Origin of the sequence: Pseudomonas sp. P108, from assembly GCF_032613195.1 — a bacterium.
Lineage (GTDB): Bacteria > Pseudomonadota > Gammaproteobacteria > Pseudomonadales > Pseudomonadaceae > Aquipseudomonas.
On sequence record NZ_CP126691.1, the window covers coordinates 2,799,913 to 2,820,740 of the forward strand.

The following is a 20,828-nucleotide window of genomic DNA, read 5'->3' on the forward strand; positions in this document are numbered from 1 at the left end:
CTCCGCGTGGGAATGCAGCCCCGGACGCTCCGCGTCCGATTGGAACGCAGAGCGTCCCTTGAGGCATTCCCACGCAGAGCGTGGGAACGATCATCAAGCAGGAAGGTGAGGGTTATTTCTTCATGATCGAGGTGAACAGTTCGGACTCGAGGAAACGCTGTAACCAGGCCTGTAAACGAACATAGGGCGTCTGCGCAAACCACTCACGATCAACATGCGCAAACTGCCGAACAAACGGCAGCAATGCCACATCCGCCAGGCTCGCAAGGTTGGTCAGCAAGTACTCACGATCAGTCAGCAGCTCATCCAGCCTCTGCAAGAACAACGCCCCCTCAGCCCGGTAAACCTCCATCGGCTGCTCCGGGTAGCGCTCAGGGTATTTATAGCGATTCAAATGCACCTTGAACCCCTGATCATTCGCTTCGATCAGTTCAGCAATCCGTGAATCGCCATCAAGCAACCAATCATCCGGATCATTCTGCGCCAACGCCCAGCGCATGATCTCCAGGCTCTCATCAATCACCCGCCCACCCGCATCCAGCACCGGCACCGTACCCTTGGGCGAGATCGCCAGCATCTCCGCCGGTTTCGCCTTGAGGCTGACCTCAACGATGTCCACCGGTACACCCGAGTAACGCAGCGCCATCCGCGCCCGCATCGCGTACGGGCAACGGCGGAAGGAATACAGCGTGTTCATTTCACCTCCAGCGTGCTCAAACCATTGCCTTGGCGCTGCACCTGAATCTGCACCGGAATCCGCTCGTGCATTTCCTGCACATGGGAAATCACCGCGACCTTGCGCCCCTGCGCCTGCAAACCATCGAGCGCATCCATCGCCAGTTGCAGCGACTCCGGATCGAGGCTGCCAAAACCTTCATCGATAAACAGCGATTCGATCTTCAGCGTACTCGAGGCCATCGATGCCAGGCCCAACGCCAGCGCCAACGACACGAGGAAAGTTTCGCCGCCGGACAACGAATGCACCGAGCGCAGTTCATCGCCCATTTCGGTGTCCATCACCAGCAGGCCGAGCATGCTGCCGCCGCGTTTCAAGCGATAGCGTTTGACCAGTTGGCGCAGTTGCACGTTAGCGTGATGCACCAGCAGGTCGAGGTTGTAGGCCTGGGCAATCTTGCGGAAGGTGTCGCCTGTGGCCGAGCCGATCAAGGCACTCAGTCGCGCCCAGCGCTGATATTCGGCGTAGGCATCGGCGATCTGCTGGGCCAGCGCCTGATTGGCGTTCTGCCGGCGCTGATCTTCAGCCTGTTCGGCACGCAGTTCGGCGCATTGCTGCTCGCTGACATTGAACTGATTCTGCAAATCGCTCAGAGCGGTGGTGAGTTGCTCGGCATCAAGATTGCCGTTGTGTTGCGACTGATGATCGAGCAACAACCGATCACGCTCCTGCAGCAAGACCCTGGCTTGTTCGATGGCTTTTTCATTGAGCTGCAAGCGCTGGCGCAATTGCGCGACTTGCTCATCATCGACCCGCAACAAGTCTTCGAGGCCGCCGTCATCCAGCTCGGGATGACGAGCGCGCCAGTCGGCAATCTTGCTCGCCAGATCCTGATCCTCGCTTTGCAGCGCCTGCAAACTCTGTTGCTGCGCCTTGAGTTCAGCGGCGATCTGCACAATCTGCGTGCGTACGTTTTGCAGGTCTTGAGCGGTGCCAGTTTCGGCAGAGCGCGCTTGCTCCACAGCCTGTTCCAGTTGCTGCTGCCACTGCTCGGCGCTGCCGTGTTCACCCAGCAACTGCGCAAGTTTGTCCTGGCAGAGTTGCTGCTGTTCGGCCAGCGCATTGAACTGTTGCTCAGCCGTTTGCGCTTGCTGGACGCGGGTCTGCTGGCGATCCTGCTCTTTCTCCAGCGTCTGCTGACGCTGTTGCTGCTCGGTGAGTTCTTCCTTCTGCTGGTCGACTTGCGCCAGACGCTCGGCGATCTGCCGGTCGAGCTGCATGAAGGTCGCCGCCGGTTCCTGGCGCAAGGCTTCAAGTGTATCGGCGGGGAGCAGAGTGGCGAACGCTGTCAGTTCCTCATCAAGGCGCTGACGGTCGCTGCCGAGTTCGCGCTGCTGATTGCTCAGGTGCTGCGCGGCTTGCTGATGCGCGGTTTCGGCCTGACGCAATTGCTGGGTCAGGCGCGCGGCATCCTGTTGCAGGGTGAGCAGGGCGCTCTGGCGTTGTTCGTCCTGAGTGATGCTCTGGTTCAGTTGCTCGTTTTGCCGGGCGAGCCAGGCAACGCGCTTGTCGGCGTCCTGATTGAACAACTGCGCGGACAGCGGATGCGCATCGAGGCTTGGCGCCAACGCTTGCTGCTGGTTCACCAGTTGTTCTTGCTGTTGCAGCAGCTCTTTCTGTTGCGCAATCACGCCACCGACTTCGGCGCGCAGTTCGATGAGCTTTTCCTTGAGCTGATCGACCACTTGCTGGGCGTTGGCCTGTTCGCTTTCATCATGGCGACCAAGACTTTGCAGCAGCGCTTCAGGCTGATGATACGGATGCTCGTTGCTGCCACAGACCGGGCACGGCTGATCGTCCTGCAACTGCGCGCGCAACTCTTCGACACTGGCACTGCGCGCCAGCCGCTGGCGTTCAAGCAGCTCGCGGGTGACGTTGAGGGTTTGTTCGGCGACGGTCAGTTCGGCTTTGCTTTTCACCCCGTCCTGAGTCAGGCGATCACGCTCCTGCTGGGCGTTGAGTTGACGCTGTTGCAACTCGGCGCTGCGCTTGTCGAGATCCTGCTGCGTGGCCCACAGGCGCGACAGGTCTTCGAAGGCGCGCAGTTGTTTGCGGTTGTCCTGCAGCAGCGTGCCGAGGATGCCGATTTGCTCGGCGACGGCATCGGGTTCGGCGCCGGCCTCTTTGAACAGCACTTCCAGTTGCTGCTTCTGCGTGGTCAGTTCTGCGGCGCTGCGCGTGGCATTTTCTTCGAGGCTCGCCAGTTCGGCTTGGCCCTTGTTCAAGCGGTTGCCGATCAGCATCAGCTGTTGCAGGCGATCGCGGTAGGCATTCCACGCGTCACTCAACGGCGCCAGATGAGCACTCTGCTCAAGCTCGGCGGCGATACGTTGCAGGCGTTCGCCGACCTGGGTCTGTTTTTCCAGCAAGGCTTGAATGGCGTTTTGGCCGTCAGTGCAAGCCTGCTGCGCACTGAGCCTGGCTTCGGCACTTTGCGCGACATCCTTGGCCAGACGGGCGAGGGTGCTTTGCTCATCAAAGGCCTGACGCAACAGCGGCGCGTTTTCACTCTGCCGTTGCTGCGCTTCGCTCAGGGCGACTTTCGCCGTTTCGAGGTTGTGCTCCAGTTGCGTTTGGCGCTCGGTCAGCTCGGTGTGTTGCTGCGAGTGCGCAGCAATCTGTGCGGCCAACGGCGTCAGCAGCGCATCGAGTTCGGTTTTACGCGCGAACTGGTGCCGCTGCGGGCCGAGCTGCTCCAGTCGCGTCAGTGTCACCCGCTCGCCGGCCAGACTTTCCGATTGCTGCTGGGCGCTGTGCAGTTGTTCTGCGGCGGCTTGCTGCGCGTCCTGCAATACACGCAAGTCCTTGAGCCAGCCGTGCTGCTGCTCAAGTTGTTTGAGCTGCGCCTGCTGCAACTTCAACTGCTGTTGCGCGGCGTTGAAGCGCTCGTCCAGCTCGGCCCGGGCTTCGGGCGCCAACGGGGTCACGCCGGTGGCCTGATCCTGCAACAGCTTGTGCGCTTCGCGGGCCTCTTTGGTCTTGTCGAAGGCGCGGCGGCCGAGGCGGGTATACAGCGCGGTGTCGGTGAGTTTTTCCAGCAGTTCGCTGCGGTCGTTGTCGTCCGCTTTGAGGAACGCACTGAACTCGCTCTGCGCCAGCAGCACGGCGCGGGTGAACTGTTCGAAGTTCAGGCCGAGTGCGGCTTCCAGTTGGGTTTTGTATTCGCCTTTCTGGCTGGCGAGCAGTTGATCCTGATCGATGTCGCGCAGACTCTGACGGCTGGCTTGCAGCTTGCCGCCGGCCTTCTCACGGGCGCGATTGGCCTCCCAGCGCGCACGGTAGCGCCGGCCATCGACACCGACGAAATCCACTTCGGCGTAGCCTTCACCGGTACCGCGACGCAGCAACGTGCGCGGGTCGCCGGTGGCGATTTCGCCGTCGGCATCGGGGACTTTGGCGTCGCGGCCAGTGTTGTTCAGGCGCGGCACGGCGCCGAAGAGCGCCAGGCACAAGGCGTCGAGCAAAGTACTTTTACCGGCGCCGGTCGGGCCGGTGATCGCGAACAAACCGGCACTGGCCAGCGGTTCAGCGGTGAAATCGATTTCGAAAGGGCCGGCCAGCGAGGCGAGGTTTTTCAAACGAATGGCGAGAATCTTCATGGCTGCTCGCCCTCCAGTTGTACGTCTTGCAGCAGTTCGGCGAAGTCCTTCAGCGTCTGTTCATCGACCTCGTTGCCGTAGTTGTCGAACCAGGCGCGGCTGAACAATTCCTGCGGGGTGAGTTGGTCGAGTTCGATCAGGGAGGTGCCATCTTCGACGCCGTCAGCGCCACGGTTGCCAGCGTATTCAGCGGCGATACGCACCAGGCGCACGGCTTTGCCTTGCAGGGCGCTTTCGACTTGATGGCGCAGATCCGGCTGTGGTTCATCGAGGGTTACGCGCACTTCTAGCCACGGCTGCCGCTGGGTTTCGGCGAGCAGGTCGATGTTCGGCAGATCCGCCAGTTGCAGCAGAATATCGGCCAGCGGTGCCGGGCCGATGCGCTGCAGGTTGACCGAGCGCGGGATCAGTTTCGGCTCGACGCTGACCAGGGTTTCGCCGTCGAGGGTGATGTCGAGTATCTGGTGCTGATAGCTGATTTCCGAAAACGACAACGGGATCGGCGAGCCGCTGTAACGAATGCGTTCTTCACCATTGACCTTCTGCGGCTTGTGCAGGTGGCCGAGGGCAACGTAGCTGATGCTCGGCCCGAACAGGCTGGCGGGCAGGGCTTCGGCGTTGCCGATGATCAGGCTGCGTTCGGAGTCTTCCGACACCGAACCGCCAGCCATGTGCGCGTGGCTGATGGCGATCAGCGCCTGACCGGGTTGGCGCTTGGCGTTGGCGGCTTCGATCAGCCATTCATGCACCTGACCGATGCCACGCAAATAGTTGTCGCCCAGATGCGCGCCGGTCACCTCCGCCGGGCGCAGAAACGGCAGCGCCAGGCACCACGCGGCGACTTCGCCGGTTTTATCCGGCAACGGCAGCAGCAGGCGTTCGGCATCCAGTTGCCCGTCATCCAGCCACAACACCCGACCCAGCGCATGCGTGCGCAAACGCCTCATCAACGGCGCGGGCAGTTCGATCCGCGAGCCGGAATCGTGGTTGCCGGCAATCATCACGATGGTCAGCAACGGCTGCTGCTCGTGGGCGCTGACGATGAAATCGTAGAGGCGTTCCTGGGCTTTGACCGGCGGATTGACCGTGTCAAAGATATCCCCGGCAATCAGCAGCACATCCGGCTGCGCCAGTTGCAGTTGGCGCAGCAGCCATTCGAGAAAACAGGCGTGCTCGAAATCGCGCTCCTGGCCGTGCAGGTTTTGCCCAAGGTGCCAGTCGGAGGTGTGAAACAGACGCAAGGTGGACTCCGCAACAATTAAAGAGGTGATGGCCGCGAGGAAATGAAGGGCGGCGAAAGAGGGGAGAGTTTACAGATTATTGCGGCGCGAGGGCTTGTTGTGCAGGCCAACGACTATTCAGCAAGGCCCGGTTTGACTCATACCGCTCATCGGGATCGACTCTTCAAGTGATTCAAAAATTGACGCCAAAATAGTGGCCATCTAATATCGCGCCTCTATTTTGATATCAATGCGCTACTACCGGTTGCAATAGGCCGTTTCACCTGCTCCGAGATCGACTTCGTCATTACGTCATCTCCCTATTCCCGTTATTTGCTCTGATCGCATCCATGTGGGTGCCATCAGCCGGTAGTGCGCCTGCCGTCAATCCAACTATTACTGCCCGTTGTAAAGAGATCTTCAACATGGACGTTCGCCAGTACGCCTTTCTCGCTCGTCAGCCTGCTGCTGCCGTGAAAACCCGCGAGTCTTTCCTCGGCATGCCCAAGCGCGGCCTGGCGTTTCTGCTGGCGAACGTCATGTTCTGGCAACCGATGTGGGCGCAGGCCGACGGTATTGTGGTGGCCAACCCCAATACCTCGCTGGATCGCGCCGGCAACGGCGTGCCGATCATCAATATCGCCACGCCCAATGCCAGCGGCCTGTCGCACAACCAGTTCTACGACTACAACGTCGGTGCGCAGGGGCTGATCCTCAACAACGGCTCGACGCAGAACAATCTCACCCAGCTGGGCGGGCACATCATCGACAACCCGAACCTGAAAAACAGCGGTTCGGCGCAGGCGATTCTCAACGAAGTCATCAGCGGCAACCCGAGCCAGCTGCGCGGCTACACCGAAGTGGCGGGGCAGTCGGCGCGGGTCATCGTTGCCAACCCTTATGGCATTACCTGCAACGGTTGCGGCTTTATCAACTCGCCGCGCGTCACGTTGACCACCGGCAAACCGGTGCTCGACAACGGTCGGCTAGACCGTTTTCAGGTTGATCAGGGTTCGGTGGCCATCGAAGGCGCGGGCCTTAACGCGACCAATGTCGACCGCTTCGAAATCATCACCCGCAGCGCAAAGATCAACGCGCAACTTCAGGCGCAGAACCTGACCATCGTTGCCGGTCGCAATGACGTCAACGCACAAACCCTCGATGCCACGGCCCGCGCCGATGACGGCAGCAGCAAACCGCAACTGGCCATCGATTCCTCGGCGCTGGGCGGCATGTACGCTGGCGCGATCAAACTGGTTGGCACCGAGGCCGGGGTCGGGGTGAAACTCGACGGCAAGCTGATTGCCAGCGGCGGTGATATTCAACTGGATGCCAACGGCCAGTTGAGTCTGGTCGACACCTCGGCCACCGGCGCAGTCAACGTCAAGGCCGCGAGCCTTGATGCACGCGGCCCGGTCTACGCCGGCACCGCGCTCAACGTACAAACCCAGGGCAACCTGACCAACCGCCAGACCCTCGCGGCTCGCGACAGCATCAGCCTCAGCGCGGGCGGCCAACTGACCAACGCCGGCGCCATCGATGCCGGCGTCAATACCGACGGCAGCCGCAATGCCAACGGCGATCTGAGTATCACCGCGCAGAACCTCGACAACACCGGCAAAAGCCTCACCGCCAGCCGCAGTCTGACGGTCAACACCGCGCAAACCCTGAACAACCAGGGCGGCACGCTCAGCGGGCAAACCGCGGCCATTACTGCCGGCACACTGGACAACCGCAACGCCGGCAAAGTGCAGAGCAACACCACCCTGAACCTAAACGCCGCGCAGGTGCTCAACAGCCAAGGCGTGATCAACAGCAACGCCATTCTTGCCGCCAACATCGGCCAGTTGATCAACAGCAACGGCGAACTCAGCAGCCAGACCGACGCGGTTCTCAACGTCACCTCGCTGGACAACGTTGCCGGCCTGATGAGCGCCGGCCGTCTGCTCGACATCAGCGCCCTCGGCGCGATCAACAACCGCACCGGCAAGATCGGCGCCAAACAGACCCTCACGCTAAAAGCCCAACAACTCGACAATAGCCAGCAAGGCCAGTTGACCAGCGAAGGCACACTGACCACGCGGATCCGCGAGCAACTGAACAACCAGAACAAGGGCCTGATCCAGGCCAACGGCGCCATGGACGTGCAGGCCACGCGCCTGGATAACCGTGCCGGCAAGATTTCCAGCCTCAACACCCTGACCGTCAGCAGCGCCAACACCGACAACCGCGGCGGGACGATTCGCGCCGATCAGGCTGCCAAACTGCTGATCGACAACCTGGACAACCGCGACAAGGGCCGCCTCGAAAGCAAAACCGCGCTGACCTTCGACGGCAACACGCTGGATAACAGCAATGGCGGCCTGCTCACCGCAACCGGTCTGTTGAGCCTCAAAGCCAAAGCCGTGACCAACGACGGTGGACGGATTTCCACCAAGGGCGATATCGACGCCAACATCGACAGCCTCAATCAAGAACACGGTGAACTGGTCGCCGAAGGCAACCTGTTGCTGACCGGCAAAACCCTCAACAACCATCAGGACAGTCTGGTTGGTTCGCTCAAGACTTTGACCGTCAATGTCGAGCAGATCGACAACCGTGCCAGCACACTCTCCAGCCAGCTGGACCTGCACATCAACGGCGCACGGCTGGACAACAGCGATGGCGGCAAGGTGCTGTCCGACACCACGCTGGCGCTGAAGGTCGCGCAGATCATCAATGCCAGCAACGGCCTGATTTTCAGCAAAGGCGCGAGCACCCTCAGCGGCATCGGCCTGAGCAACGTTGGCGGGCGCATCGTCAGCCAGAACACTTTCGGGCTGACCTTTGACGAGACCATGGACAACCAGCAAGGTCTGATCAGCAGCGAAGGGCAGATGACCCTCAGCGCCGGCAGCCTCGACAACCGTCTGGGCAAACTGTCGAGCCTTGAAGCGATGGCGCTGACCGCCAGCGGTTCCGTGCTGAGTCAGGGCGGCCTGATCGTTTCGCAGAAAGGCCTGACCTTTAAAAGTGGCAGTCTGGATAACAGCGACAACGGCATCATCAGCGCCAAGGCTGATTCGACCCTGACTACCGGTGAGTTGAAGAACCGACAGGGCGGCAGTATCGCCACCGATGGCTCACTATTATTGACCGCCGCGCACCTGGACAACTCCGGCGGCAGCCTCGGCAGTCAGCAGAAACTCGAGGCGTCGCTGACCTCGCTGGAGCAGGATGGCGGTGAGCTGTTCAGCAACGGCGACCTGACCCTGGACATGAACAACGGTCTGCTCAATAACCAGCGCGGCAATATCCATACGCCGGGCCAGTTGCTGCTGAAAAACCTCAAGGACGTCAACAACAGCGCCGGCGAAATCTCCGCCGCCAAGGCCTGGAGCGTCAACGCACAAAGCCTGAACAACGACGGCGGCAAACTGCTCAGCAACGAAAAGCTCACCCTGGTCATCGAGCGTGCGCTGAGCAACGTCAAAGGCCTGATCGCCTCCGCCAGCCTCGACAGTCGCAGCGACAGTTTGAACAACAACAGCGGTGACATTCGTGTGCGGGGCGATGTTGATTTCAGCGTGACTGGCATGTTCGATAACCAGAACGGCGTGGTCATCGCCGACAACGGCCTGACGATCACCGCCGCGAGTCTGGATAACCGTCAGGAAGGTCTGATCGGTTCGACTAATGCGCTGAAGCTCAACGTCGAGCGTGTCGACAACCGCAGCGGCGAGCTGTCGAGCAAGAGCGATGTCAGCCTGATCGGCGCCTGGCTCGATAACAGCGACAGCGGTTACATGCTCGCGGGAGGCAATCTGGCGCTGACCGTCAACGACGTCATCAACCGCAATAAAGGCCTGCTGTCCGGTGATACCGGGCTGACGCTGAGCGGCAAGACGCTGGAAAACAGTGGTCGCCTGACCAGCCAGAAAGACCTCGCGATCAATCTCTCCGGGGATCTGAACAACGCACAGGGCAGCCTCGTCAACGAAGGCGCCCTGGCGATCAACGCCGCTAGCCTCAACAACGACGCCGGCACGGTCTCCAGCGCCAAAGCGCTGACCGTCGACACGCGTGGCGCCATCAGCAACCAGGGCGGCAGCCTGCTGACCGATGGCGATCTCACCCTCAACAGCAGCGCGCTGGATAACCAGAAAAAAGGTGTGATCAGCAGCAAGGCCAATCTGAACATCAGCACGGGTGCCCTCAACAACAGTCAGGCGAGCATTTACGCTGACGACCACGTCGAGATCAGTGCCGGTCAGGTGACCAACAGCGGTGGCAGTCTGGGCGCGGGCAAGACGCTTGACGCCAATGTCCAGGGCCTCGATCAGCAGGGCGGAAAACTGTTCAGCGGCGGGACTGTCAGCGTCGATCTGAACGGTGGCGCGCTGAACAATCAGGGCGGTGTGATCAACGCACCGGACCAGTTACTACTGAAAAACCTCACCGAGGTGAACAACCGTGGCGGCGAGATTTCCAGCGACCAGGCTTTTGAACTGATCGCCAAGTCGCTGGACAACAGCGGCGGGCAACTGCTGAGCAACCAGAAACTCACCCTGACCCTCGACAATGCACTGACCTCGATCAAAGGCACGATTGCCGCCGCTGCATTGCAGGTTCGCGCGGAAAGTCTGGATAACAGCGACGGCGGTGTGTTGCTCAGTGACAGCGACATCGAGGTCAGCGTCGATGGCCTGCTGAACAACCAGAACAAGGGCAGCATTCGCGCCGCACAACAACTGACCCTGAACAGCACCGGCCTGAACAATCAGGGCGGCACGCTGGTCGGTGTCTCAGGCCTGAATATGGATCTGGGCGCTAGCGCGCAGGATCTGAATAACCAGGACGGTGTGATCAGCAGCAAAGGCGGGTTGAGCATTGCCCATCTGCGCGACCTGAATAACCAGAACGGCGTGATCAACAGCAAAGGCGTGCTGAGCATCGCCACCCTGCGTGACCTGAATAACCAGCAGGGCGAAATCTCCAGCGTCAACAGCTTCAGCCTCACCGGCAACCGTTTCGATAACCGCGGCGGCAACCTGATCAGCAACGATCAACTGACCGTGACGGCGGTCGATCTGAACAACCAGAACGGTCTGGTTTCCGGCTGGAAAGGCGCAAGCCTCAGCGGCGGCACCCTCGACAACAGCCTGGAAGGCGCGATCTCCAGCCAGCTCGGCAACGTCAACATCGACCTCAGCGGCGCCTTGCTCAATCACAGCAAGGGCGGCATCGGCGGCCTCGGCGAAGTAACCATCAAGGCTGCCAGTCTCGACAACACCGCCGGCACGCTCAGCAGTGACGGCAAACAAACCCTGACCATGGCCGGAGGCGCGATCAGCAACGCTTCGGGTGGCCTGATCAAAAGCGGCGACACCCTCGATATCCGCGCGGCCAGCCTGAACAACACCGCCGGCAACGTCATGGCGAAAAAAGCTCTGACCTTCACCGGCGGACCGCTGAACAATACGAAGGGCAGTCTGGTCGGTGACGACAGCGTCACCCTCGATCTGCTCGGCGCCCTGACCAACGTCAATGGCGCACTCGGCAGCGGTGCTGCGCTGCTGATCAAACGCGCTGCCAGCGTCGACAACCAGGGCGGCCAGTTGATCAGCCAGACCCTGCTGAGCCTGCTCACCAGCGGCGACCTGAACAACAGCCAGCGCGGCACCGTCTCGGCCAACGGCCAACTGGACCTCACCGCCGGCGGCACGTTGCGCAACGACGCCGACGGCCTGCTGTCCAGCCGCGATGCCGGCGTGACTCTTACCGCCGCCGCGATGAACAACTCCAAAGGCGCGGTGCAAAGCATGACCGCGCTGACCGTGAACACCGGCAACGGCGCGATCGACAACCAGGGCGGCAAAATCATCGCCCAGAACGGCGACCTGACCCTCAACGCTGCCAGCCTCGACAGCCGAGGCGGTGTGCTCTCAAGCCTTAACGGTTTGCTGCAAACCCGTCTGAGCGGCGTGTTGCGCAACGGCCAGGGCGGCAAGGTCGAAGGCAGTCGCCTCGACCTGCAAGCGCTCGGCGGTATCTACAGCGACGGCGGACGAATCGCCGCCAACACCGGCAACATCCTGCTCAACGCCGGCGGCAACACCCTCGATAACAGCGGCGGCGGGATCTATGCCAAAGGCGTGGTGAAAACCATCGCCGGCCTGATGAGCAACAACAACGGCCAGATCAGCGGCAGCAGCATCCAGCTGGGTGCCGACGGCAACTTGAGCAACCGCAGTGGCTTGATCGAAAGCGCCAGCACACTGGCGATTCGCGCCGCCAATCTCGACAACCAGGGCGGCAAACTGCGCGCGCTCGGCACCAGCGGCAAAACCGATTTCCAGATCGGCAGCCTGTTCGACAACCGCAACGGTCTGGTGGAAACCGCCAACACCGATTTCACCCTTGCAGCCCCGAGCTTTCTCAATGCCGGTGGTTCAGTAACGCATGTCGGTCTGGGTGAATTCGGCATCTCCACCGCCAACGTGATGAACGCCGGCGGCTCGCTGGTGACCCGTGGCGGCCTGACGCTGAACGCGGACAGCTGGACCAACAGCAGCGTGATTCAGGCCGGGCGGTTGACGGTGAATGTCGGCAATTTTGTGCAGACTGCGAGTGGGCAGTTGCTGGCTTCCAATCAACTGGTGGGGCGTGGTGGTAACTGGACGAATGAAGGCTTGATTGCCAGCGATGGCAACATGGATATCCAGCTCTCCGGCAACTATGGCGGCAACGGTCGGGTGAGCAGCGTCGGCGATCTGGGGCTTACTGCTTCGCGCATTGACTTGAGCAATGTGGCGAGCATCACCGGAGCTTCCACCGCCACGATTACCAGCCGTGGCAACCTGACCAATCTGGGCCGACTCACCTCGGTCGACAGTCTGACCGTCAACGCCGCGTCGTTGGTCAACAACGGTACCTTGGGCAGCGCCGGCAATCTGCGGATCAACAGTGATTCGTTGCTCAACCAGAACGGGCTGATCTTCAGCGGCCGCGACATGAACCTGCGCGTGGGTTCGCTCACCAACCGTTATGCCGATATTTACGGCATGGGCAACATCAGCATTGCCCGCGATGACAGCAATGGATGGAGTTCATCGATCAATAACATTTCGGCGACCATCGAAAGCGTTGGTGATCTGAGTCTGGCGGCTGATCACATCGAGAACCGCAAGGATGTGTTTGAAGTAACCGGCGGGGCACTTATCTCCGGAGCCATCGGAGTTCGATGCGAAACCTGTACCGATTTCCGTAACATTTTTTACGAAACCCGCCTGCCAAGCCACATGGTGTGGGTCGAAAAATATCAGGCAACCGTCGTTCAGGATTCGGCGTCAGGCACATTGACCGCAGGTCGTAACCTGACCGGTATCGGGCGGGAGTTCATCAATAACGCCTCGGTGGTCAGTGCCGGGCGCGATATGACACTTAACGTTCAGGACTTCTCGAATAAGGGCGCCAGTGTCGGCGAATACATGGTCACTCGCTGGTTCGCTGCGCCAGGGCGTTTCGATGTGCCTTTCTGGAGGTCTGTCCTCAATTACAACGCTGCCAATGATCCGGATTACGATTCCGGCAAGACGGGGGTTTCCGACGGGAAAATCAAGATGATTCCCAACCTCCATACCTGGAACAAGGACAACGTCGAAACGTTGACCACGGTGGGAGGCCGTCACTCTGGGGGTGAAGCGGCAAATTTCTTCCTGTTCGGTTCGATCCTTCTCGATTACGACGGTAAGTTGTCTTTTCCCGCGCCGAGCTATAGCAGTGGGGTGCGCGTAGAAGCTCCTGACGTTGTCAAGAACGCGGCTTTTACCCAAAACACCATCACCGAAAGTAGCCCGACAGCCAATGCCAACGCTGTAGTTCAAGCAGGCGGCACCGTTTACATAAACGCCACGAACAAACTCGACAATGGCGTGGTTCGCAACGGCAATGCATCGGCCGCCGGCGCATCGCGTCTGGGTTCCACCCAACTGGCCGGCCAGGTCAAGCCGACCGTCATCCGCATCAACTCACAGCTACCGCCAGACCTCGCCCAACAACAGGTCAACCCGCTGGCCTTGCCGGGCTTCACCCTGCCAACCGGCGATAACGGTCTGTTCCGACTCAGCCGCAAGGACGGCAGCGAACAATCGATCTCGCCGATCAAAGACTGGACGATCGGCTCGATCACGGCTGCATCCTCTGGACATACCACCGGAATGCCGGTCAGACATGCGACCGATTTCCAGATCGACAAAGACGCTCCGGTCTCGATGAAAAAACGCGATCTGGCGTTGAGTGATGCCGCTTCGCTGAATCTCAACGACAGAACGGCTCAGTTCAACGTGGGTGCAACTGCGGCTGACGGTCCAGTCGGGGTGCTGGTGCCCGGCCGTGGCAGCCCTACCTTTGACGTACCGCGCGTACAAGGCTTGCCCGACACCAGCGTGCGCTCCAACCCGCACAAATACCTGATCGAAACCAACCCGGTACTGACCAACCTCAAGCAGTTCATGAGCTCGGACTATCTGCTGGGCAAGCTCGGCTACGATCCCGACACCAGCGCCAAACGTCTGGGCGATGGTCTGTTCGAGCAGCGCATGGTCCAGCAGGCCGTGGTTGCCCGCACCGGCCAACGCTTCATCGATGGCCAGACCTCTGACGAAGGCATGTTCAAGTACCTGATGAACAACGCCATCGCCAGCAAGGATCAGCTCAACCTGTCGGTGGGCGTCACCCTGACCGCGCAACAAGTGGCGGCACTGACCCACGACATCGTCTGGCTCGAAGAGCACGAAGTGAATGGTGAAAAAGTGCTGGTGCCGGTGCTGTATCTGGCCCAGGCGAATAACCGACTGGCGCCGAACGGGGCGTTGATTCAGGGCGGCGACGTCACTCTGATCGCTGGCGTCAACCTCGATAACGCCGGCACGTTGCGCGCCTCCAACAACCTGTCGGCCGAAGCCGGTAACAACCTCACCAACACCGGACTGATCGAAGCTGGCGAACGCCTCACGCTCAAGGCCGGCAACGACATCATCAACAAGTCCGGCGGCATCATCTCCGGCAAGGACGTCAGCCTGACGGCCACCAACGGCAGTGTGATCAACCAGCGTGATGTGACCAGTGTCGATGTCAGCCGCGGTGGCAGTGTGTACCACCGTGACTATCTGGATAACGCTGCGCGGATCGAAGCGGCCAATGATCTTACGATCAAGGCTGGGCAGGATATCAACAACATCGGCGGGGTGCTGAAAAGCGGCCAAGACATGAAGCTGGATGCTGATCGCGATGTGAACATCACCTCGGTTCAGGTTCGCAGCACTGATGCACGGGGCGGCAGTTACCTCAATCAGACGATTACGCAGCACGGCGCTGAAGTGACGTCCGGGCGGGATCTGTCGATCAGTGCTGATCGTGACGTGGCGATTGTGGCCAGTCGGCTGGATGCCAAGCGCGATGTCAACCTGAATGCGGGCAACGATTTGCTGGTGACTTCCGCGGCGAATGAAAGCGAGTATGTAGCGCGCAGCAAACGCACGCAGGTCGAATCCCTCAATGTTTCCCAGCAATCGAGCGTTATCAGCTCGGGCCGTGACATTGCTGCCAGCGCCGGCAAAGACCTGAACCTGATTGCCAGTCGCATCAGCGCCAGCAACGAGGCGTACTTGTTCGCTGGTGATGACGTCAATATCGCGACGGCAGAAGACGTCGATTACGACTACTACTCGAAAACCAAAAAGGGCTCCTTCGGCAAGAAGAAGTCGACGATGAGTGAAAGCGAGACGGTCTTGTCCGTCAGTTCGACAGTCGAGGCGGGTACCAAGCTGGTGGTGTCAGCAGGTCAGGACATTAATCTGACCGGAGCCAAGCTCAACAGTGATGGGACTTTGCTTGCTACCGCGGGGCGCGACATCAACTTGTTGGCTGCTGAAGATTCTTACAGCCAAGCCAACGCGTCATCGAAGAAAAGCTGGAACAAGAGCAAGTCCAGCAGCAGTGAGCAGACGCAGACACGTCTGAACAGCACCGAACTCAGCGCCAAGGATATCGAGCTCAAATCGAGTCACGACATCACTTTGCAAGCGGCTGCCCTGCGCGCGGAAAACGAAGTGAAGCTGACAGCGGCCAATGATGTTCTGATCGGCACCGCTGAAGAAACCCAGACATCCAGTCAGTCCAAGAGCTCCAGCAAGACCGGGATGACAGTTACCGGCTGGCTCTCCAATACGCAGAAAACCCAGCAATCACAGCAATCATCCACACAGAGCATCGGCAGCGATATCAGCGCTGGCAGCATTCAGATCAACAGTGGCCGCGATTCTGTTGTTGAAGGCAGCACGCTGGTGGCCGACAAGAATATTGGCATCAATGCCGGGCGAAATCTGGAAATCACCAGTGCAGAGAACTCGGCGTCGTCCAGCTCGAAATCCGGCAGTAAAAAAGTCGGCGAGGTGGGCTCCTGGTGGCAAGGCGCGACCGGGATCGTCAAAACCAAAGAAACCGATGACAGCACTTCAACGCGCCAGTCGGGCAGTCAAATCGCCTCCCTCGGCGGCAATATTTCCCTGACCGCCGGGGATCATTACAGCCAGAGCGCGAGCCAGTTGGTCACCCCTCAGGGTGACATCAGCATCAAAGCCAAGCATGTCGATATCGAGGCCGGATTCGACACGCTCAACACCAATAAAACCGCGAGCACCAGCCGCACGGCAATCGGCGGCACCGTCAGCATTCCGCTGGTCGATGCCCTGCGTGGCATTCAGCAAATGGGCGAAGCGGCGCAGAAAACCAGCGATGATCGAATGGTCGCACTGGCAGCGGTGAACGCCGCCATGAGTGCCAATCAGGCGCTGGATGCCGGACAGGCGATGATGCAGAACCCGGTGGGCGGGGTGAAGGTCAGTGTCAATCTGAGCAACAGCCAGAGCAAAATGAACAGCAGCCAGAGCGGCCGCAATGTGGTTGCCAGCGATGTTGTCGCGGGTGGCAACGTCAACATCGTTGCAACGGGAGCCGGTGCTGACAGTGACATCAATGTCGTAGGCAGCCGAATCGAAGGCGGCGGCGATGTCAGCCTGAAAGCTGACGGCGAAATCAATCTGTTGTCCGCACAAAACACCGCACATCAACAAAGCGCCAACAGCAACAGCGGCTGGAGCGCAGGCATCGGTTTTGGCTTCGGTGAAAGCAACGGCTTCACCTTCGAACTCGCCGCCAACGTGGGACGGGGCAATAGCGATGGCGATGACGTCACTCACACCAACACCTCGATCAAGTCCGGTCATACGCTCAACCTGGAGAGCGGTGGCGACACCAACATCAAAGGCGCTGTCGCCACCGGTGAAACGGTCAAGGTAAAAGTCGGCGGTGACCTCAATGTCGAGAGTCAGCAGGACACCAGCACCTATACCTCCAAACAGATGAGTGCGAACGTCGGCCTGAGTGTCTGCATACCGCCGTTCTGCTACGGCACCAGCAGCGTCAGCGGCGGTATTGCTGCGCAGCACATGCAAAGCGAGTACGCCAGTGTTTCCGAGCAATCGGGCATCAAGGCTGGCGACGGCGGCTTCCAGGTTGAGGTCAAGGGCAATACCGATCTGGTCGGGGCGGTGATCGCCAGCACCGACAAAGCGGTTGCTGACGGTAAGAACACTCTGAGCACCGGCACGCTGACGAGTTCCGATATCAAGAACAAGGCCGAGTACGACGCCAGTAGCATCAATCTCAGCGGCGGCTACGGCTTCAATGTGAAGGGCGGCGGCAATGCCAGTGGTACCCCGACCCGAGGCGGGCCGGTCGTAAGCACCAAGGAAGGTGCGAACGCCAATACACCGATCGTCCTGTTTGCCAGCGGTGATTCAAGCAGCACCACGCACAGCGGGATCAGCGGTGCTGCAGTCACCATCACCAACGGTGCCAAACAACAGGAATTAACCGGCAAAACAGCTGAGCAAACCATAGCCGCGATCAATACGGATGTGTCCAGCGACCGTGACGGCAGCAACAAGCTCAAGCCGATTTTCGACGCCCAGGAAATTGGCGTGGATTTCGAAATCGTCGGCAAGTTTGTGCAGAATGTTTCGCAGTTTATCGAAAACCGTGCAAACGAAGCTGATAGCAAGAAGAAGGAGGCTGAAAGAGAGTACCTCGCAGCACATGACGACAGCCTTTCGCAGGAAAAAAAGGATGCCCATCATGAAAAATATGTAGAGCTCACTCAGCAAATCAAGGACATCAACAAGAACTGGGGGCCGGGAGGCACTTATCGGCAGATCACTACGGCGTTGGTCGCCGGGATCACCGGTGGTGTTACTGGCACTAGCGCTCAGTTTGCGCAGAACATGGTGGTCAATTACGTCCAGCAGCAGGGATCGGATTACATCGGGAAGCTGGTCTTGAAAGGGCTGAAGGAAGGTAGCCCGGTACACGCTGGCTTGCATGCGATCCTTGGCTGCGCGGGCGCTGCTGCCAGTAGCCAAAGCTGTTCGGCGGGTGCGTTGGGTGGAGCGGCAGCCAGTGTGCTGACAGCACTGTTTGCGGACCCTGATCCAAACGAAACAGCTGCGGATCGCGAAACCAAGCGCAACCTCATCACCAGCCTGGTGACCGCTATTGCTGCGGCTAGCGATCCAAGCGGTGCAGCGACGGCCAACAACGCCGCAATTGCGAACGTTGATAACAACTGGTTGGCGACGCAGCAGAAGGTCCAGAGGGATAAAGAAATCGATGCTGCACCGACTCTACTTGAAAAAGCGAAGGTGTGGCGAAAATGGGCAATCATCAGCAATACTCAAGACACGGCCACGGGTATTGGAATAATCGTTGGTTTGCAGGAAGGTGGCTGGAAGGATATTGGTGGGCTCGCGGACTTTATGGCAAGCCCACTAGAAAGTCTCAGCGGTTTACGCCAGATAGTTCTAAGCGAAGAGTTACGTTCCAAACTCGATGATGCCGCGGTAAATAGTCTGCTGGCATCAATTGATAGAATGACGTACGCATTAGAGTACGGTGGTACCGATCAGGCATTGCAGCTCGGGCGTGACATGGGTTTGCTTTTGCAAACGGTGGGTGGGTTGGTAACCGATATAGGTGGATTGGCCAAAGGCGCGTCTACATTAGGAAAAGTTGGCGTAGAAATTACTAGCAAAGCTTTAGGGCAGTTTGCAGGTAAAGACGCAGCGAAGGTAAGTGAAACTATTGCCAAATTGGAGGTTTCCAGCGCTGACAATATAGCGGACGTTATTACAACAAAAAATTTGCCCAATAAGTCTATTGAAAATGTTCGCGCTATCAGTGCCAATGAGGCGAATGCGCCGTTTGTTGAACGAGGGTGGAGCCCACCGTATGATACGGGATCGCAGGTGAGAACTTTTACAACAGCTACGGAAATAAAGTTCGCAAGGGTTTCTACAGTCGATAACCCTCAAGGAGCATTTTTAGTGAGGGCCGACGAAATTGCAGGTATGACACCCGAACAGATTCAACAGCATTTGGCATTGCCGAAAGTCCCAACGCAGGTTGCGGAAGTCTCTGTTCCTCCGGGTACTAACATGCAAGTAGGGCGTGTGGCGGCTCAGCCGCAATTTGGAGCAAGCAGTAAAGGTGGAGTTCAGTATCAGTTATTGAGTAAGATACCAGATGAAAGTTTTGGATTTCCAAGGAGCTTGCGATGAATAGAGTTATCGAGCTGAACTCAATTTCAAAAGTCATCCCCGTTTCGGACTTGCGAAGTGTTGTATTGCTTGATCGCCTGGGGCAGGAAGCGTTGTATGGTTTGATGGAGTGTGCGAGAAATGTTTTTTTGATTGATGACGCGGGAAGCGTAGTTTGGCAGGTGAGTTCTGATTTTGATTCTGATGGGGACCCATTTACCAATATTTTCGTGGAAGGAGGGCAGCTTAAAGCTTATAGATGGGATGGTGGTAGCTATAGTGTTGATGTCCAAACAGGCAGGGCAGTTCCGGATCAGCTATTGAAATGAGTGCCCTTGGACTTCATTTGTCCTGTCCTGTCGCGAGGACGAAGAGGTTAGAAAAGAATTCTACTATCTGCGGGTCAGGCTAATTCGGGGTGGTCTGGAGGATAATGGGACAGACCACGTTTAAATAAACGTGGTCTGTCTCGAGAGATCAAAGGTCTTTAATTTATGACAGTTGAGAATGAAGAAGGCCATCTCCTGACTGTTATTGCTGAAATTGGCGTCTTGGAGTGGCAAAAGTATCAACAGCGTTTTCCAAAAGTAAGGGTTGGGAATGAAATGCAGCGGGAGGATCATTCTGCGCTGCCACCCTTCATCGCTTTCAGATTTGAGTGTATTAGCACGGTTGATATCGACAAGTTGAAGGCCGCCGTGGAAGGCTACAAGGGGGGGTTATCATGGTCGCTTGTTGGCCGGTCACGCGAAGGGCTGCCGGGGATTAACTGGATGATTGCACCGTCAAGGTTGTGGGACGTGGGTGAATGTGCTTTGCAAGTAAACATGACGACAGCAGTCTATTTGTCCATTCATGAACCTCTGCTTGGTCCAGTGGCATACGAGGATTTAATTGGACTGACGGAACATGTTCGTTCTGTATTCGATCTCTGAGAGATAATAGGGCAGGCCTCGTTTAAATAAAACGTGGTCTGTCCCTGAGGGATCACTGACTGTTATTGCTGAAATTGGCGGCTTGGAGTGGCAAAAGGGGGAAATGGGGACAGACCACGTTTAGAAAGTGCTCCGAAAACGTTGTCAGTCCCCGTTTTACCAAAAATAGAATCAAGGAAGCACTTGAAGATCCTTCCAAAACAGTCGGCCTCACGAGAATAAAGTTCAAGCGTGAGGAGCCTGGATCTTCTCGGCCTGATTCGTTGCAAGTGTTTTACACGATTGATGGCAAGACCAAGTCTGTAGTGTTTGAAAACGAAGCCCGAAAAATACCGGAGATAATCGAGTGATTACAGATGATCTAGAAATCGTCAAAAAAATTTTTCAGATGGTCCACGAGGGTATTGTTCACGGATACGACGCCTTCCGTTACGAAATAGAGATGGGTGAAGGGTTCATGGAGGCCGAACTGACAGTCGAAAAAGACGGAGTTGAGGTAACGGACGCTGAAATCGATTTTGATGTCTCCGACGTGTATTTTTTGGCAAAAGATTTAAAGGCGAATGCCGTGCAGCGTGGCGAGCCCTGGAAGGCATTTGTTCTCTCCTATCGCGAAGGCGAACAAGTGAAAACGAAATTCGACTATTGATTCCGATTGTCTTCAGCCTTTTTTCCCTAAAGCAAAATCGAAAGATCGCAGCCTT

Annotated in this window: 7 protein-coding genes; 4 read left to right on the forward strand and 3 right to left on the reverse strand. The window is 58.3% G+C overall.

The genetic code is table 11. The features are described 5' to 3' along the window. Positions 1-112: 112 nt before the first annotated feature. The 3 genes from QOM10_RS12395 to QOM10_RS12405 are packed head-to-tail and all read right to left on the reverse strand — an operon-like array spanning position 113 to position 5,576. A complete protein-coding gene (locus QOM10_RS12395) occupies positions 113-697 on the reverse strand; it encodes a glutathione S-transferase (protein ID WP_316918156.1) in 585 nt (194 codons plus the stop codon). Continuing rightward, a complete protein-coding gene (locus tag QOM10_RS12400) occupies positions 694-4,335 on the reverse strand; it encodes an AAA family ATPase (RefSeq protein ID WP_316918157.1) in 3,642 nt (1,213 codons plus the stop codon). Before QOM10_RS12400 ends, QOM10_RS12395 begins: the two co-directional genes overlap by 4 nt. Continuing rightward, positions 4,332-5,576 (reverse strand): exonuclease SbcCD subunit D C-terminal domain-containing protein, encoded by a 1,245-nt coding sequence (locus tag QOM10_RS12405; protein WP_160039561.1) that lies wholly within the window; start codon positions 5,574-5,576, stop codon positions 4,332-4,334. Before QOM10_RS12405 ends, QOM10_RS12400 begins: the two co-directional genes overlap by 4 nt. A 404-nt stretch (positions 5,577-5,980) precedes the next feature. On the opposite strand from QOM10_RS12405, the gene QOM10_RS12410 reads away from it, so the two are divergent. From QOM10_RS12410 to QOM10_RS12425, 4 genes are all read left to right on the forward strand, one after another. Next, complete coding sequence (locus QOM10_RS12410) at positions 5,981-19,210, forward strand: hemagglutinin repeat-containing protein (RefSeq protein ID WP_316918158.1); 13,230 nt, start codon at positions 5,981-5,983, stop codon at positions 19,208-19,210. Then, entirely contained in the window at positions 19,207-19,518 is a 312-nt protein-coding gene (locus tag QOM10_RS12415) for a hypothetical protein (protein ID WP_316918159.1), read from the forward strand. The genes QOM10_RS12410 and QOM10_RS12415 overlap by 4 nt, the downstream gene beginning before the upstream one ends. 165 nt (positions 19,519-19,683) lie before the next feature. Next, positions 19,684-20,124, forward strand: a complete 441-nt coding sequence (locus QOM10_RS12420; protein ID WP_316918160.1) for a hypothetical protein — start codon at positions 19,684-19,686, stop codon at positions 20,122-20,124. A gap of 346 nt (positions 20,125-20,470) precedes the next feature. Next, complete coding sequence (locus QOM10_RS12425; RefSeq protein WP_316918161.1) at positions 20,471-20,773, forward strand: hypothetical protein; 303 nt, start codon at positions 20,471-20,473, stop codon at positions 20,771-20,773. The last annotated feature ends 55 nt before the right edge of the window (positions 20,774-20,828 follow it).